This window comes from Modestobacter marinus (assembly GCF_011758655.1).
Classification (GTDB): Bacteria; Actinomycetota; Actinomycetes; order Mycobacteriales; family Geodermatophilaceae; genus Modestobacter; species Modestobacter marinus.
This window is the reverse complement of sequence record NZ_JAAMPA010000001.1, coordinates 811,993-827,773: the sequence shown is the minus strand read 5'-3', so window position 1 is coordinate 827,773 and position 15,781 is coordinate 811,993. Positions and strand designations below refer to the sequence as shown.

The 15,781-nt window shown below is 72.5% G+C and carries 18 protein-coding genes; 6 read left to right on the top strand and 12 right to left on the bottom strand.

The window, feature by feature from the left end; translation table 11 throughout:
- Window positions 1–102: 102 nt before the first annotated feature.
- Window positions 103–1,134 carry an LCP family protein gene (locus FB380_RS03950; protein WP_229681964.1) on the bottom strand — a complete coding sequence of 344 codons (1,032 nt, stop codon included), beginning with the start codon at window positions 1,132–1,134 and terminating at the stop codon, window positions 103–105.
- A 325-nt stretch (window positions 1,135–1,459) separates the two neighbouring features.
- On the opposite strand from FB380_RS03950, the gene FB380_RS03945 reads away from it, so the two are divergent.
- The 4 genes from FB380_RS03945 to FB380_RS03930 all read left to right on the top strand — a co-directional run bounded on the left by FB380_RS03945 (window position 1,460) and on the right by FB380_RS03930 (window position 6,284).
- Entirely contained in the window at window positions 1,460–2,779 is a 1,320-nt protein-coding gene (locus FB380_RS03945; RefSeq protein WP_166753935.1) for a UDP-glucose dehydrogenase family protein, read from the top strand.
- Window positions 2,780–3,202: 423 nt separating this feature from the next.
- Window positions 3,203–4,306 (top strand): acyltransferase family protein, encoded by a 1,104-nt coding sequence (locus FB380_RS03940; protein WP_268237725.1) that lies wholly within the window; start codon window positions 3,203–3,205, stop codon window positions 4,304–4,306.
- 279 nt (window positions 4,307–4,585) lie between these two features.
- Window positions 4,586–5,329 (top strand): 3'(2'),5'-bisphosphate nucleotidase CysQ, encoded by a 744-nt coding sequence (locus tag FB380_RS03935; RefSeq protein ID WP_166753933.1) that lies wholly within the window; start codon window positions 4,586–4,588, stop codon window positions 5,327–5,329.
- A gap of 64 nt (window positions 5,330–5,393) precedes the next feature.
- Window positions 5,394–6,284, top strand: coding sequence for a hypothetical protein (locus FB380_RS03930; RefSeq protein ID WP_166753932.1), 891 nt, complete (start codon window positions 5,394–5,396; stop codon window positions 6,282–6,284).
- 57 nt (window positions 6,285–6,341) lie between these two features.
- Here FB380_RS03930 and cysC read toward each other — a convergent pair whose 3' ends face one another.
- From cysC to FB380_RS03915, 4 genes are all read right to left on the bottom strand, one after another.
- Complete coding sequence (gene cysC / locus FB380_RS24445; protein ID WP_166753931.1) at window positions 6,342–7,370, bottom strand: adenylyl-sulfate kinase; 1,029 nt, start codon at window positions 7,368–7,370, stop codon at window positions 6,342–6,344.
- A 70-nt stretch (window positions 7,371–7,440) separates the two neighbouring features.
- Complete coding sequence (locus tag FB380_RS25275) at window positions 7,441–7,569, bottom strand: hypothetical protein (protein ID WP_268237724.1); 129 nt, start codon at window positions 7,567–7,569, stop codon at window positions 7,441–7,443.
- Window positions 7,570–7,869: 300 nt separating this feature from the next.
- Complete coding sequence (locus FB380_RS03920) at window positions 7,870–8,013, bottom strand: hypothetical protein (protein ID WP_166753930.1); 144 nt, start codon at window positions 8,011–8,013, stop codon at window positions 7,870–7,872.
- 65 nt (window positions 8,014–8,078) lie between these two features.
- A complete protein-coding gene (locus tag FB380_RS03915) occupies window positions 8,079–9,251 on the bottom strand; it encodes a glycosyltransferase family 1 protein (RefSeq protein WP_166753929.1) in 1,173 nt (390 codons plus the stop codon).
- 101 nt (window positions 9,252–9,352) lie between these two features.
- Between FB380_RS03915 and FB380_RS03910 the strand changes: the two genes are divergently transcribed.
- Complete coding sequence (locus FB380_RS03910) at window positions 9,353–10,219, top strand: ATP-grasp fold amidoligase family protein (protein ID WP_166753928.1); 867 nt, start codon at window positions 9,353–9,355, stop codon at window positions 10,217–10,219.
- Here the strand turns inward: FB380_RS03910 and FB380_RS03905 are convergent.
- The 3 genes from FB380_RS03905 to FB380_RS03895 form a co-directional block, all read right to left on the bottom strand.
- Window positions 10,184–11,233 (bottom strand): PHP domain-containing protein, encoded by a 1,050-nt coding sequence (locus tag FB380_RS03905; RefSeq protein WP_188959547.1) that lies wholly within the window; start codon window positions 11,231–11,233, stop codon window positions 10,184–10,186. The genes FB380_RS03910 and FB380_RS03905 overlap by 36 nt on opposite strands.
- A gap of 9 nt (window positions 11,234–11,242) precedes the next feature.
- A complete protein-coding gene (locus FB380_RS03900) occupies window positions 11,243–11,791 on the bottom strand; it encodes a DoxX family protein (protein WP_188959546.1) in 549 nt (182 codons plus the stop codon).
- 118 nt (window positions 11,792–11,909) lie between these two features.
- Window positions 11,910–12,092, bottom strand: coding sequence for a hypothetical protein (locus tag FB380_RS03895; protein ID WP_166753927.1), 183 nt, complete (start codon window positions 12,090–12,092; stop codon window positions 11,910–11,912).
- Window positions 12,093–12,321: 229 nt separating this feature from the next.
- Here FB380_RS03895 and FB380_RS03890 point away from each other — a divergent pair, with 229 nt between their 5' ends.
- A complete protein-coding gene (locus FB380_RS03890) occupies window positions 12,322–12,900 on the top strand; it encodes a hypothetical protein (RefSeq protein WP_166753926.1) in 579 nt (192 codons plus the stop codon).
- A gap of 22 nt (window positions 12,901–12,922) precedes the next feature.
- Here FB380_RS03890 and FB380_RS03885 read toward each other — a convergent pair whose 3' ends face one another.
- The 4 genes from FB380_RS03885 to FB380_RS03870 all read right to left on the bottom strand — a co-directional run bounded on the left by FB380_RS03885 (window position 12,923) and on the right by FB380_RS03870 (window position 15,774).
- A complete protein-coding gene (locus FB380_RS03885) occupies window positions 12,923–13,828 on the bottom strand; it encodes a hypothetical protein (protein ID WP_166753925.1) in 906 nt (301 codons plus the stop codon).
- An 8-nt stretch (window positions 13,829–13,836) separates the two neighbouring features.
- On the bottom strand, window positions 13,837–14,382 hold the full coding sequence (locus FB380_RS03880) for a DUF6318 family protein (protein ID WP_166753924.1): 546 nt from the start codon (window positions 14,380–14,382) through the stop codon (window positions 13,837–13,839).
- A gap of 308 nt (window positions 14,383–14,690) precedes the next feature.
- A complete protein-coding gene (locus FB380_RS25810; protein ID WP_166753923.1) occupies window positions 14,691–15,230 on the bottom strand; it encodes a phosphatase PAP2 family protein in 540 nt (179 codons plus the stop codon).
- A 13-nt stretch (window positions 15,231–15,243) separates the two neighbouring features.
- On the bottom strand, window positions 15,244–15,774 hold the full coding sequence (locus tag FB380_RS03870) for a CGNR zinc finger domain-containing protein (protein WP_166753922.1): 531 nt from the start codon (window positions 15,772–15,774) through the stop codon (window positions 15,244–15,246).
- Window positions 15,775–15,781: the final 7 nt, after the last annotated feature.

Genomic DNA, 15,781 nt, shown 5'->3' with positions numbered 1-15,781 from the left:
GGGCCCACGGCGGGAATCCTCGTTCCCTCGCTGACCCTCTGACGGTGCAGGGGACCGGGGCTGGCATCCGGTCGGGCTGGCCGGCGCGAGAGGCCGGCCGGATCAGCGGGGGACATCAGGCAGCGCCTCATCGCTGAACTCGCCGGCGTTCTGGCCCAGCGAGTCGGTCTGCAGATAGCCCCACATGCGCTCGCCGGCCGTCTGGTCCAGGTAGACGACGCTGGCCGCGCCCTCGGTGCCGGTGCCCAACACCGGAGCGGTGAAGAACTCGACGTCGGCCGGCGTGAGACCGCGCAGCGAGTAGGCCATCGACAGCAGGTCGCCGTTGCTCAGCGCATCGTCGACGGCGACCGCACTCGTGACCGCGCGCAGCGCGGAGTCGAGCTTGCCCGGTGAGGTGAACACCTCCTGGCTGAACAATCTGGTGAACATCGCCCGCAGGTAGTTCTGCTGCCGTTTCACCCGGTCGAAGTCGCCACCGGGCAGGTCGTAGCGCTGGCCGACGTACCAGCGGGCCTGGTCGCCGTCGAGGTGGTTGAGCCCCTCGGAGAAGGTGTAGGGCCCGTTGCTGGTCGTCTCGGCGACGACGACGTCGACACCGCCGAGGTCGTCGGTCACCTGGATCAGCCCGGCGAAGTCGATGGCTGCGTAGTGGTCGATCCGGACGCCGGTCAGCTGCTCGATCGTCCGGATCAGCAGCGGGGGCCCGCCGAGGGCGTACGCCGCATTGATCTTGCCCTTCCCGTGGCCGGGGATGTCGACCCAGGAGTCACGGGGGATGGAGACGACCTGGGCGTGCTCTCGGTCGCCGGCGAAACGCGCGAGCATGATGGCGTCGGAACGGGCATCGGGCAGCTCGCCGGGGGCGAGTTCGGCGCGGGTATCCGAGCCAACCAGCAGGAAGGTGATCGGATCCTCAGTGGGTTGCAGGTCGCCGGTCGGCGAAGGTGCGGCCGGGCGGGAGCCCTCCTCGAGGGCCGCGAAGACGTCGCCGACCCGGTCGATGTTGCTGCCGTACCGGTTGCTCAGGAACCACAGGCCGGTGCCGATGACCATGGCGAGCACCAGCGCCAGCACGCCCAAGCTGGTCAGCGTGCGTCGCAGCCATCGTCGTCGCGGAGCGGGCTCCGGCACGTGGCCGATGGCTCCTCCCGGCTGCGCTGGTCCCGGAGCGGAGGGCCCGTCGCCGGATGTCCGGTGGGTCATGTCCGCCTCCTCTGCATCACCGGCCCGGACCGTAAGCTCGACGTGATCATGGGAACTGCGTCTTGGTGGGTGACGTCACTCGGCCGGGGGATCGCGGTCTCGGCACCCTCGTGACCTCGATGGCCGTGCTTCCACCGGGTGAACAGTCGACTGCTCCTGGGTGACCACGGCTGGCGCACGGTCGTGTCCGTTGTCTACGGTTCGCCGGGGGCTGGGCGCGTTCGGTGTCCGCCGGTAGGGGAGTGACACACGCATGAAGATCTCGGTCATCGGTTGCGGCTATCTGGGCGCGGTGCACGCGGCCTCGATGGCCGAACTCGGCCACGACGTCGTCGGCATCGACGTCGACCAGCCGAAGATCGACGCGCTGCAGCGGGCCAAGGCTCCCTTCTACGAGCCCGGCTTCGAAGACCTGCTGGGCACCTCCCTGGCCTCGGGACGCCTCCGGTTCAGCACCGACATGGCCGACGCCAGTGACGCCGTCGTCCACTTCGTCTGCGTGGGCACCCCGCAGAAGCGCGGGGAGTACGCCGCGGACCTGCGGTTCGTCGAGTCGGCGGTTGAGGGGCTGCTGGCGGCGCTCAAGCCCGGTGACCTCGTCGCCGGGAAGTCGACGGTCCCGGTCGGCACGGCGGCTCGGCTGGCGGAGCTCGTCGCCGACAAGGTGCCCGGCGCAATGCTCGCCTGGAACCCGGAGTTCCTCCGCGAGGGCTTCGCGGTGGAGGACACGCTGCATCCCGACCGGTTGGTCTACGGCCTCCCGGCCGGCCCCGACGGTGCGACGGCCCGGGCGATGCTGGATGAGGTCTACGCCTCGATCGTCGCGGTGGGCACCCCTCAGGTGGTCACCGACTACGCGACCGCGGAGATGGTGAAGACCGCTGCCAACTCCTTCCTCGCCACCAAGATCTCCTTCATCAACGCGATGGCCGAGCTGTGCGAGGCCACCGGCGCCGACGTGAAGCAGCTGGCGGACGCGATCGGGCACGACGATCGGATCGGCCGCAAGTTCCTCAACGCCGGTCTCGGCTTCGGCGGCGGCTGCCTGCCCAAGGACATCCGGGCGTTCATGGCCCGCGCCGGGGAGCTGGGGGCGGACCAGGCGCTGACGTTCCTGCGCGAGGTCGACAACATCAACATGCGCCGGCGGATCCGGATGGTCGAACTGGCCCGTGAGGTCTGCGACGGCTCGCTGGTCGGCAAGCGGGTTGCGGTGCTGGGGGCGGCGTTCAAGCCCAACAGCGACGACATCCGCGACTCCCCGGCGCTCAACGTCGCCGCCCAGCTGCAGCTGCAGGGCGCCGCGGTGCGGGTGACCGATCCGGCGGCCGGGGACAACATCCGCCGCAGCTGGCCGCAGCTGGACGCCGTGGACACCCCGGAGGAAGCGGCCGACCGGGCCGACGCCGTCCTGGTGCTCACCGAGTGGCAGCAGTACCGCGACCTGGACCCCGTCGCCTTCGGCAAGGTCGTGGGGCAGAAGCGGATGCTCGACGGGCGCAATGCACTGGACCGTGACCGCTGGGTCGCCGCCGGCTGGACCTACCGCGCCCTGGGCCGCCGCGCCGGCTGACGGCCCCCGAGCATGCCTTGTCTGTCGGGCGTTCGGCGGCACATAGCTGGCGCCCCTGCTGAGGCGGGCTCTTTCCGGATATTTTTCGGGGCCACTGTGGTCGGTACGGGATGCGTCAAGCCCGGCAGTGAGAAGATTTCGGCGCTCCTAGCACTCAGCGTCGTCGCTGAGTCGCAGCAGCCGTTGACTCCCTGAGCTGAACGCTTCAGCTGCGGTGGAGCAGTCACCAACTGTGGCCGAAGATGGAGCAGCACGCACACGTCAATGGGAGAGGCCGACGATCGGGCCGACGCAGTCCTGGTGGAGCGAACGGCGGGTACATGCGCCCTCGTCAGGGCCAGGTGTCAGTGCAACGGTTACTAAGCCGTGAACTGTGATGCATCAGCCTTGGCGTTTCTCGGTGGAAGCTGAAAGCCTCAAGCGGTGTCTTCACGGGGGCGAGTCGAAGGCTTAGACGTACTTCGTGGCGTGGCTGTAGGTCTGGTACTGCTGCGGCACGCCTGGCCAGACTTGTTCCCGGGCGCAGGCATCGTCGGGGTGACTATCTTCTTCACTCTGTCCGGCTACCTGATCACCGGCATCATCCGCCGGGAGGTCGAGCAGACTGGCGGATTCTCGTACCGACGGTTCTACCGCAACCGTGCGCTGCGGCTGCTGCCTGCACTGGTGGCAGTGCTTGCGGTGTTCGCGGTCGTCGAACTTGCCACCAACCTTGCCGGTCAGGCGCAGCGGGTGTGGAGCACCATCGCAATCGGCCTGCTGTACCTCGCAGATGTCCCCAGGTTGCCGATCGCGGACAACATGTCGCATTTGTGGACACTCGCCGTCGAGGAGCAGTTCTACCTCGTGTGGCCAACCGCGTTGTTGCTGGCCATCCGGCGCGGCAGAGTCCGGCGCTTGCTCATCTGGGGAGGCTCGCTGTGGCTGGTGTCGTGCCTGGCATTGCTGGCGGTGGTGCCGGAAGGCCCGTTGCACCTGTACCAGCTCCCGACGACGTGGGTGATCACCATGCTCGCCGGGGCTGCGCTGAACCTGTACCGCGACCGCCTTCCCGCCGCAGGCCCGTGGGCGGCGACGGCGGCGGGACTGGCCCTCGGCGGCATGTGCTTTCTCCCCGAGGCGAAAGAGCAGGCGGCCACGTATCTAGTCGGAGCACCACTGACCGGCCTGGCGTCGGCCGTGCTCATCTCCTTTGCGATCCGCCGCGCCGCCGTGTCGGGCGGCCTGGTCCCGCTACGCTGGCTGGGGCTGATCTCGTATGCCGCCTATCTGTGGAACTTCCCAGTGCTCAGCTGGCTGGTGGCGTCGATGGACAATGACCCCTGGGCGGCCTTGCTGTCGCTGCCCGCGACGGTCGCGATGGCGACACTGAGCTGGTTCGCCATCGAGCGTCCAGCCCTTGCGTGGAAGAGGCGGCTGGATCACCGACACCAGCACACTGCTCTGGTCGGCCGCAGCGCCGCAGTGGACGGGCCTCCCGTGCCTAGCAGCGAGCATGAGCCACGGCTGGGTCTCCCCGCTGGGTGAGAGGCGTCCCAGAGTTGCATCTGAGCTGATTCGAGGACCCATGACCGGCCCCTCGAGGCTGGCACCGGATGGGACCTCCCATCAGTGAGGTGTAGATCGTCCTTCGCCATGTATGAGACCGGTCACTCGACCTTCACCCCTAGATTGCGGCGAGACACCAGGAGCGGTGATGCACGGCTCCGGGCCCTACTGGCGAGGCGAGCCTGGGATGCTGACTGCGAACGCGGTGTCGCCGGGCAGGGAGGATGACCCCCACCCCCGCCCGGACGGAGACCGACGTTGACTGGCACCGATCACGACCTCGCCCGCACGCTGGCCACCCGGGCCGGCGAGCTGCTGCTCACCGTGCGCAGCCGGGACCACGCCGACGCCGCGGCCCGCAAGGCCGCCGGCGACGGGGAGTCCCACCGCTGGCTGGCGGCGCAGCTGGGCGCCCTGCGGCCCGGGGACGCCGTGCTCTCCGAGGAGGCTGCCGACGACCCCCACCGGCTCGCCGCCGACCGCGTCTGGATCGTCGACCCCCTCGACGGCACCCGGGAGTTCTCCGAGCTCGAGCGCAGCGACTGGGCGGTGCACGTCGCGCTGTGGGAGCGGGGCGAGCTGGTCGCCGGCGCCGTCGCGCTGCCGGCCGAGGGCACGACCCTGGCCACCGACGGCGTCGCGCCGCCGCCGGCCCGCCCGGACGGTCCGCTGCGCCTGGCGGTGAGCCGCAGCCGGCCGCCGGCGCTGGTCGCCGACCTCGTCGCCCAGCTCGGCGCCGAGCCGGTGGCCATGGGGTCGGCCGGGGTCAAGGCGATGTCCGTCGTCCGCGGGGCGACCGACGCCTACGTCCACGGCGGCGGCCAGTACGAGTGGGATTCCGCGGCCCCCGTGGCGGTGGCCCGGGCCGCCGGGCTGCACACCAGCCGGCTCGACGGCTCCCCGCTCCGCTACAACCGGCCCGACCCCTACCTGCCCGACCTGCTCGTCTGCCGGCCCGAGTTCGCCGACCAGCTGCTCGCGGCCCTGGCCGACCGGAGCTGAACCCTCCGGAATCGGCAGCCCGGACCCGGTCAAGCACCGGTTCCGGGCTGCCGATCACGAGGACATGCCGTGGTGGGGATGGGTGCTCGTCGGGTGGGCGGTGCTGGCGGTCGTGGTCGCCGTGCCCCTGGGCATGGCGATGCGGATCGCCGACGAGCGCTCCCGCGCCGACGCCGGCCTCGCGCCGGTCGCGTCCCGCCCCGTGGCCCGCGCCCGGGTCCGGCGGCGCCGGCTCCCCGTGCCCCCGCTGGCCGCCGCGCTGATCGGCGTCGGCGTCACCCTGGAGTCCGTCGGCCTCGGCCTGCGGATCGCCGGCAACGACCGGGGCGTCGCCCGCTACCTGTCCATGGACGCCCCGCTGTCGGTCCCGCGGATGTGGGTCACCGCCCTGCTCGCCACCGCCACGGTGGCCGCCTTCGTCGGTGCCGCCCGCGCCACCGAACGCCGGCCGTGGTGGCTGGGCGTCGGTGTCGTCGCGGCCCTGGCCGCCCAGGTCAAGGGCGGCGGGACCGTGCACGTCGAGGCGCTGCGGACCGCCGGCCTGGCCGACCGTCCCGTGCTGGCCGCAGCCGTCAGCGCCGCCCTGGCCGGGCTGACGCTCAGCGTGCTGTGGTGGCTCAGCCGTACCGAGCGGCGTGACCGCCGGCGGGTGATGACCGCCTTCGCGGTCTACGCCGCAGCCGCCGTCGGCCTCTCCGGGGTCTCCTCGGTCGTCGGGTCGGCGTCCGGGACGTTCCCGTGGGCCGCCCTCGCCACGTTCGTCGAGGAGAGCGGTGAGGCCGTCGGTGCGGTGGCCGTGCTCACCGCCGTCCTCGTGGGGGTCGCACCCCGGCTCGTGCTCCCGGCCGACTGGGCGCTGCGCCGCCGTGCCGACGCCGAGACCGTCGACGCCCCGGGTGCGCTGCCGGCCTGGCGCACCGGCCCCGACCGGCTGCCGGGCTGGCCCGGCTCCTGACGCTGGGCTGCGGCTCGCGACCCCGGACCCCGCTCGTCAGCCGCCGACCCCTGCCCCTCAGCCCCCGATCAGGTGCGCCAGCACCTGGCGGGCGCTCTCCTCGGGGCTGAGGTCGCGGGTGTCGATGGTGAGCTCGGCGTCCGTGGGCTCCTCGTAGGGGTCGCTGATCCCGGTGAAGGCGGCGATCTCCCCGCGCCGCGCCTTGGCGTACAGCCCCTTGCGGTCCCGGGCCTCGCACTCGGCCAGCGGGGTGGCCACGTGCACCAGCACGAACGACCCCGGCCCGGCCTGCTCCTCCACCAGCCGGCGGGCGTCGGCGCGGGTCGCGGCGTAGGGGGCGATCGGCGCGCACACGGCCAGCCCGCCGTGCTTGGCGATCTGCGCGGCGACCCAACCGATCCTGCGCACGTTGGTGTCCCGGTCGGCCTGGGAGAAGCCGAGCCCGGCCGACAGGTGGGTGCGCACCTCGTCGCCGTCCAGCAGCGTGACCGTCCGGCCGGCCTCCAGCAGCAGCTCCACCAGCCGCCCGGCGATCGTCGACTTCCCGGCGCCGGACAGCCCGGTGAACATCACCACCCGGCCGCCGGTGCGCAGCGGTGCCGGGTCCGTGCGGCTGCCCAGCAGCTCGGCGCCGTAGGCGGCGGCGACCTCGGCCCAGCCGGCCTCCGGCGCGGTGGCGGTCAGCGGCACGGGGATGACGACCAGCTCACGACCCTCGGCCCACCCGGCCCAGGCCGCGGCACCCAGCGACAGCGCCGCCGAGTCCGGGGAGGTGCCGGCCGCGGGGAGCAGCACCAGGAGCTGCCCGGGCAGCTCCGTCCCGTCGGCCGGGGGTGCGCCCACCCAGGCCCGTGGCGCCGACCAGCCCCGCTGCGCCAGCTCGGCGCGGACGGCGGAAGGAGACCGCCAGCGCGGGATCTCCCGGACGGTCAGCCCCGCGTCGTCCCGGGTGGCGACCAGCACACCCTCGGCGTCCTCCAGCTCGGCGGCCGGGGGGACGGCGGGTTCATCGGCCACGAGGTCGAAGCCGTACCGCGCGAGCGCGGCGAGCTCGGTGTCGGTCAGTCGGGCCCGCGTCTGTGCCATGCACGGAGTCTGGCAAGCACCGTGCGGGCGGACCGAACCGGTCGGGGCCGCACCCCGCCCGGGTGCGCCGTCACATGCCGGCGCGGACCACCCCGCAGCGGCACGCGTACAGCGACGCGCTGCTGAACGGGTCGTCGCCGGTGCGCCGGAAGCGGTGCATGTGCACCGGCGAGGGCCGGCTGGGACCCGGGCGGGGCACCGACCGAGGGCCGGCGGACGCCCCGGGGCGCGGCGATGTGGGTGAGCGCACGCGCAGATTCTGGAGTGCGCCCGCCCGTGGCGGAAGTGCGTCGGACGTCAACAGTCGATGAACTCCGTCACCCGCCCGGGCGGTCCGGGCGAGTGACGGCCGGCCGGGTGGTCACCGGCCGTGGTCGCCGAGGCGCCTGTGCGGCGTCCGGCGCGGCAGGAGCAGCGGGCCCGGTCGGGCGGACGCGCTGGAGACGCGCGCCCGGACGCGGCGGGAGCCGCGGGCCCGGATGCGGCGGCGGTGGTCGGGTCAGCGGGCCCGGACGGCGGCCCGGCCGCGCGGGCGGCGCTCGTCAGCGGCCCGCTGGGCGGCGAAACCGGACTGCAGGGCGTCGGCGAGCGCGAGGGCGGACGTGGCGGGACCGGCGACCGGAGAAGGTGCAGTACGCGTCATGGCGGAAAGCTAGGCCCGGCCGGGGTGCGGGGAACGGCGACACCCGGCCGGCGTCCATTGCGAGTTCATGACGGGTGCACACCCGTCACATCGGGCAGACGATCACCCAGCGCAGCGTCCAGCCAGGCGTCGGTGCGCCGGTCCCAGGTGCGGTCGGCGGCCCAGCGGACCCGATCGCCGGCCCAGCCGGCCGGCTCGTCGGCGGCGGCCTCCATCGCCGCGGCCATCTCGGCCGCGCTGTCGACGACGTAGCTGTGCGGCGGGGCGTCGCTGGAGTGCTCCAGGTGGCCGGCGCTCGCCACCACCGGGACGCCCCGCGAGCAGTAGTCGTAGCTCTTCATCGACGACTGGCCCAGCGCCCGGCTGGCCACGTCGGGCACCAGCGCGACGGCCGCGGAGTCGAGCACCGCGGGCAGCTCCGCCCGGGCGACCGGCCCGGCGTACCGGAACCGGCCCGCGGTCTCCTGCTCCAGCGCCAGGAAGCGCTCGGCCGCCGCACCGGCCCGCAGCGGGAACACCAGCTGCCCGTGCACGGTCAGCGTCCACTCCGGGAGCAGGGTGAGCACCTCCCGCACCAGGTCGACGTCGAACCGTTCGGCGACGCTCCCGACGTACACCGCGTGCCGCTCCCGCCGCTCCGCCGACCGGGGTGCGGTCAACAGCGCCTCGTCGGTGCCGTTGGGGACGACGACCGGTTTGCGACCGGGGAAGAGGTCGGCGAGGACCTGGTTCACCACGATCACCTCGTCGGCCTCGTCGGCGATCCGGCGGAGCTGCTCGCCGAGCCCGCGGGCCTGGGGGAGCAGCCGCGCCCAGTCGTCGGTGCAGTCGAACACCACCCGGCCGGCGATCGAGCGGGCCGCCCGCCACTCCCAGGGCAGCATGAACACCGTCAGCGCCTGCTGCCAGGAGGACCGGCGCAGGAAGCGGCCGAGCAGTGCGGCGTCGAGCCGCTCGGCCACCGGTCCGCGCAGCCCGGGCAGCACCGTGGAGCGCTCGGTGACCGTGATCCCCGGTGCGACCTCGGCGAACCGGCCGGCCGGCAGGTGCTGCCACCAGTTGGCGGGGTCGCTGCGCACCCGGCGCCAGTCGGCCGGTGCCTGGACGAACTGGACCGGCGCACCACGGCGGGCCAGCTCGGCGGCGATCATGTGCTCGCGCCGGATCGCGGGGTGCCAGGGGTCCTTGGCGACGAAGCCGACGTTGAGTGCGGGGGAGGGCAGCGCGGGGAAGGGCATGGAGCTCAGCGCGGGGCCCCTGACGTGGTCACCGCTCGACCCTAGGAGCCGCCTCCGGCGGCCGCTGCACCAGACTCTCGGTCGTGCATCACAGCTGGGCAGTGGAGCGCGTTCCCCCGGCCGTCGTCCGCCGGCTGCCGCTGCCGGCCAAGCGTGCGGTGCTCTACCGGCAGGCGCACGGCCGCGCGCCGGCCCGCCCGCCGCGGACGTTCACCGAGAAGGTGAACTGGCGGGTGGTGCACGACCGGCGGCCGCTCATCGGGCAGCTGGGCGACAAGCTGGCGATGCGGCAGTACGCCGCTGCGGTGCTGCCCTCGCTCCGTGTGCCCCGGGTGCTGTGGGTCGGGGTCGACGTCGCGGCCCTCGCCCGGGTCGACCTGCCCGACCGCTGGGTGCTCAAGCCCAACCACGGCACGATGCGGGTGCACGTCGGCACCGGGCGCCCGGACGTCGACCAGCTGCGCTGGGTCACCGCAGGCTGGCTGGACGAGCCGCTGTACCGGGACCGCGGCGAGTGGGTCTACCGCCAGGCGCGGCGGGTGCTGCTGGTCGAGGAGTTCCTCGGCCCCGCCGACGAGGTGCCGGCCGACCACAAGCTGTTCGTCTTCGACGGCCGGGTGCGGCTGGTCCAGGTGGACACCGGGCGGTTCGGTGCGCACCGGCGGCGGCTCTACACACCGGACTGGACGCCGCTCGACGTCGACGAGGCGGTCGCCCCGGGGCCGGTGACGGCGCCGCCCGCCTCGCTGCCGCAGCTGACCGAGGTCGCCGAGGCACTGGGAGCAGCGTTCGACTTCGTCCGGGTCGACCTGTACGACGTCGCCGGCGAGGTGTGGTTCGGCGAGCTCACGCCCTATCCCGGGGGTGGCCTGGACCGCTTCGACCCGGCGCTCGACGTGCTGCTCGGCTCGATGTGGCGGCTGCCGCCGCGCTCAGCCGTGCGTGCGGGCCAGCAGCTCCTCCGCTGACCGGCTGTTGATCACTCGTTCGGCCGGCACGCCGCACTCCACGGCGCGAGCGCAGCCGGCGTCCTGCCAGTCGAGCTGACCGGGGGCGTGGGCGTCGGTGTCGATGGCGAAGTCGCAGCCCAGCTCCACGGCCTGGCTGAGCAGCCGCCGGGGCGGGTCGAGCCGCTCGGGGCGGGAGTTGATCTCCACCGCCGTCCCGTGCTCGACGCAGGCCCGGAAGACGGCGTCGGCGTCGAACTCGCTCTCCGGGCGGGGGCGCTGGGTGCCGTTGCGCTGCTTGCGGCCGATGACCAGCCGCCCGGTGACGTGCCCGAGGACGTCGGTGTGCGGGTTGGCGACCGCGGCCAGCATCCGCTCGGTCATCTGCGCCCGGGGCGCCCGTAGTTCGGAGTGCACGCTCGCGACGACGACGTCCAGCCGGCCGAGCAGTTCGTCGGTCTGGTCCAGGGAGCCGTCGGCGAGGATGTCGCACTCGATGCCGGTGAGGATGCGGAAGGGGGCCAGCTCCTCGTTGAGGGCGGCGACCACGTCCAGCTGCTGCTCCAGCCGCTCGGGGGTGAGGCCGTTGGCGACGGTGAGCCGCGGGGAGTGGTCGGTCAGGGCGAGGTACTCGTGGCCGATGCCGATCGCGGCCTCGGCCATCTCGCGGATGGGGCTGCCGCCGTCGGACCAGTCGGAGTGGGCGTGCAGGTCGCCCTTGAGCGCGGCCCGCAGCGCCGCGGCGTCGTCGGCCAGCGGGGCCAGCTCGGCGTACGCCTCCTCGAGCTTCGCCAGGTAGGCCGGCAGCTCGCCGCGGTGGGCCTCGAGGACGACGGTGGCGGTCTTGTCGCCGATGCCCTTGAGGTCGGTGAGGGTGCGGGTCGCCACCCGGCGGTCGAGCTCGGCGTCGTCCAGGCTGGCGACGACGGTGGCCGCCGTCCGGAAGGCCTGGACGCGGTACGACGGCTCGCGGGCGCGTTCCAGGAGGAAGGCGATCCTCCGGAGCGCGCCCGCGGGCGTCAGTGCCGTGCTCATGCGGTCAGCTCAGTGCGTGAGCTTCTTCGCCTGCTTGGTGGCCCGCTTCTGCGCCTTGGCGGCCCGCTTCGAGGCCTTGGTGTAGCTGGCCTCGGCTGCGGCGGCCGCCATGCCGGCGGTGCGCTTGGCGCGCCAGCCCACCGACGGCTTGCCCTCGGTGTCGACGGTGGCGAGGAGCAGCCCGCCCAGCATGCCGACGTTCTTGAGGAAGTGGCTGGTCTGCCCGAAGCGCTCCTTCGGGTCCTCGTGCTCCCAGAACCGGTGGCCGGCCAGCGTGGTCGGCACCAGCGAGGTGGCCAGCGCGAGGGACGAGAAGCGGGGGAACCGGCCCAGGGCCAGCAGCGAGCCGGCGCCCACCTGAACCCCGGCGTTGATCTTGACCCACTGCTCGACGTCGCGGGGGACCTCGACAGGGAGCTGCTTGTCAGCGATCTCGGTGATCTGTTCGACGATCGGTGCTGCACCGGGCACGCGCGACTGCGGGTTCCGGAGGGTGTTGACCCCTCCGTAGATGAACGTGGCGGCGAGCATCGGCCGGGCGATCCGGCGGACCAACATCTGGAACCTCTTCCCATCGGTGACGTCAGCGGTGCAGTGCCCTGGTCAGCGCCGGGACAACCGCTGCATCGGAACCGTAGTGAGAAGTGGCGATCACCGCCGGGCGAGCGGCCCTGGGTCAGTGGCTGGGCTGCGGGCTGCGTCCGCCCAGGACGTCGGCGACGGTCAGGTCGGCCGGCAGGCCGATCAGGTCGTCGGTGAGGGGTGCGCGGTCGTCGGCCATGCGGATGCACCCGCCGACGACCAACGCGACGACTCCGGAGACGGCGGCCCACGACAGGGCGACAACAGCGACGATCACGGGTACTTCGTACTGCGCGGAGCCCGCCGTCAGGCCGGTGTCCGCACGGCAGAACCTGACCAAGATCGGTGATCGCCGTTGGGGGATCGCACACGGACGACGCCGCGCGGCCCTGCAGCTGACACCGGTGGTTCAGGATGATGGCGGTGTGACGGGAGGGGTGGAGGGGCCGCGCCCGGCACGGTCGGCCTCGACCCCTCGCCCGGCCCGGTGGGTGCTGGTTCCGGCGGTGATCGGTGGCCTGCTGTTCACGGTCGGTCTGCTGGCGGAGGCCCGCTGCGCGGTGGGCCGGTGTCCGGACGCGGGGTGGTACCGCCTCGTCGCCCTGGACTCGGTGGGTGCGCTGCCCCGGCTGTTCACGACGGCGGTGTTCCTGGCTGCCGGGCTGCTGGCCGGGGTGGGCGCTGTCCGGTCGACGGGGAGGGCGCGGTGGTGGTGGGCGGCGGTCCTGGCGGCCGGAGTGGTGCTCGCGGTCGCGAAGGCGGGCAGCGTCTCGACGGCGGCGGAGCAGGACGGCGGCAGGTACGCGACGTTGGCCGGGACGCTGCTGCTGTCCGGCGTCGGGCTGTCGGTGCTGTGGTGGGCCGGGCGACGCTGGTCGGTGCGCGGCACGGCTCGGGTCACGCTGGCGTTGGCCGGGTACGTGGTGGCGGCGCTGGGGCTGGACCAGGTCACCGTGGCCGTCCGGGCGGTGTCGGGCTCTCCGCTGGCGCTGGCGGTCGCGACGTACCTGGAGGAGGGCGCGGAGGCGGTGGCTGCGCTGCTGCTCCTGGCCGTGGTGTCGGCGTGGCGGCCCGGGCGGACCTGACTGGTCGACGCCGCCCGGGCTGTCAGTCGTAGGGGCTGGTGAGCACCGAGCGGGCCTGCAGGACGGTGAAGGTCGCCGGTGCCCCATCGGTGGTCGTGGTGCCGGGGACGTCGGCGCTGACCCCGCCGTCGACCGAGTAGGTCGCGCCCCAGGTGGTGGTGAGGGAGGCCGTGTAGGTGCCCGAGGAGTACTCGTGGCTGATGGTGTGGTCGGGGTAGGGGGCGCCCGGGTCGGTCGTGGTCAGGGTCGTCCCGTCGCCGGTGCGCCATGTGTAGCTCACCGCGTTGGCGGTGATCAGGACGTCGAACCCGCGGATGTCGACCGTGAAGGTCTGCGTCGTCGGACTGTCGGTGAAGAAGATGACCGGCAGCCCGACCAGCGCCTCACCGGGTGGCTGCTGGCGGGTGGTGAGCTGGGGGAGCGGCAGCGTCTGGAAGTACCGGAAGACCTCCGCCGGCGACGGCGGCGGATTCAGATCCGTGACATCGACACAACCAGCGAACGTCGTCTCGAACGCGCCGTAGCCAGTTCCAGCCTCTTGGCCGGCCGGTGGCTCTTGGCCGTCAACTGCGGAGCCATCCGGCTGAACCAGTCGCTGGCGCTGAACTACGTAGTAGGAGATCGCGCGACCTTCTGTCTGGTCACACGTGACCGCATCAGAACTGCAACCCCCAACATCAACGTCGGTCACTTGACACTGCGTCCGCAGGCGGAACGAATAGGTCGGTGCCCCGGTGTCAACACTCGCGCTCGCATAGCCCGTTGCTCCTCTCACCTCGAAGGCGGCCGCCACCAACTCGCCGTCCCCTGCGGTGACGTCGGGACTGGGAGCGCATGAGCGGAAGACACAATCGTCGGCCTTGGCTGTCTCAGCCCCGCTTAGCGCAACCAGCGAGACGGCCAAGACGAGCGCCTGCGCGAGGCGCAAGGCGGTGATCAAAGTCGGTCTGCCGTCCAGTCTGTAACAATCCAGGTCGAGCGACTTGGATCCCAATCCAGAGTCATTCCTCCAGAAATCTGGAAAGTGTCCGTGGCGCGCTCGGGAATGTCTTTCCCTTGGTTGTCGATCACGCGCACTGGTGACTGTGAGAGCAGTAGGGGTATTTCTGCATCGTCTGTATCGACCATTGCCGTCCCTGTCGAGACAACCGCGATTTCGCCCCCGACATAGGTTAGCCCCTGCGCCTGTGAGTCGTCATATCCATCGGCTAGCTGATCACAGGTTGAGCATTGGCTGCTGAGGTCCCTTAGCGGTTGGCTTTCAAGTGACTCGAGTAGGTGGTTGCTGAGTTCGATGTAGTACCGCGCGAACGCCTCGACACCTGCGGCGCTTTGTTCGCGGGCTTCGGGGGGCATGGGGAGGTCGGGCGGGCCGAGGGGCGGGAGGGCCTCGCTGGTCTCGGTCGCTGACGGTGAGGCCTCGGGCAAAGTCTCGTTCGCCGTCTCGCCGCGGGCGCAGCCGCTGAGCACGGCGATCGTCACGGCGGCTGCCACAGCTGCCCGGACCGGCCTCATGTGTCGTCCTCCCTGCCCCACCCGACTGAAGTCGTCAGGAGAGTACGCAGGTCAGCGGCTCGGCGCGTCGCCCAGAAGGTCGAACTGTGGACGCTAGTGCTCTGGTGCAGCAGTGCAGCCAGAGCACTAGTACCGCTGGGTGCAGTGCGTGGCCAGCCCGCCGCCACGGTTGGACGCGCGGTGGTCACTGGCAGGCTCACGGGTGGCCGTTGGGGTGTGGTGGCGGCTCGGCGTCGTCCCGGGTCGGGCGGTTGGGGCGCTGCCCGGATGGGCGGCTACTGGGCTCTGTCCCCGATGAGGGGGCGCCAGTGCCGGCTGGCCAGGGCGACGCCGCAGCCGAGCGCCATCCCGGCCAGCACGTCCCCCGGGTAGTGCACGCCCACGTGCACCCGTGAGTAGCCCACGCCCAGCGCCAGCGGAGCGATCAACGCCCCGGCCGCCGGGCTCTCCAGCGCGACGCCCGTCGCGAACGCCGCCGCGGACGCCGAGTGGCCGCTCGGGAAGGACGACGTGTGCGGTGCCCGGCGCAGTGCTCGTTCGGTCGACGCGGTCACCAGGTCCGGCCGCACCCGGCGGAACAGCCGCTTGACGACGGCGTTGACGAGCGCGCTCGTCACGGCCATCGACCCCAGTCCGCGTGCGGCGGCCCGGCGGGGCCGGCCGGGTCGCAGGGCGAATACAGCGCCGATCAGCGCCCAGAGCTTGCCGTGGTCGGCGGTGGTCGACAGTCGGCGCAGCCACCGGTCGGCCGGCGTCGCGGGCAGTCGGCCGACGCGTGCGAACAGCAGCGCGTCCCAGTGACGGGGGTGGAGCACCCGGCGCCGACCCTCAGGTGCGCTGGCGAGCGCGGTACGCGGCCACCGTGGAGCGGCTCGCGCAGGTGTTCGAGCAGTACCGCCGGCTGGCGTTGCGCGAGGTGTCGACGTAGACGTGCCCGCAGCCCTCCGCCGAGCAGACGCCCAGACGCTGCCAGCCGTGCTGCACCACGACCTGGGACAGCCCCATCGCCACCGTCGTCGTCAGCTGCTCCACCACGCCTGCGTCGGGGCGGGCGTAGTGCAGGTGCAGCTCGCCGTCGTGGTCGGTGGCGTAGGGCCTCGGGGAGGCCAGCGCCAGCAGCGCGTTCAGTCGCGCCATCACCTCCGGCTCGCTGTCGGCCTCGGCGACGTCACGCACCAGGGACGACGTCTGCGCCACCGCGCCGGCCTCGGCGGAGCTCAGCTCCAGCGCCGTCCCGTCGGTGAACCACTCGTCGTGGGCGTCGAGGAACACCCGCACCCAGCCCGGGTCGTCGCGGTCGGCGTTGGCCAGGTCGATGGCCAGTTCGACAGCGTTCGACCCGTAGGTGTCGTAGTTCATTTGACTC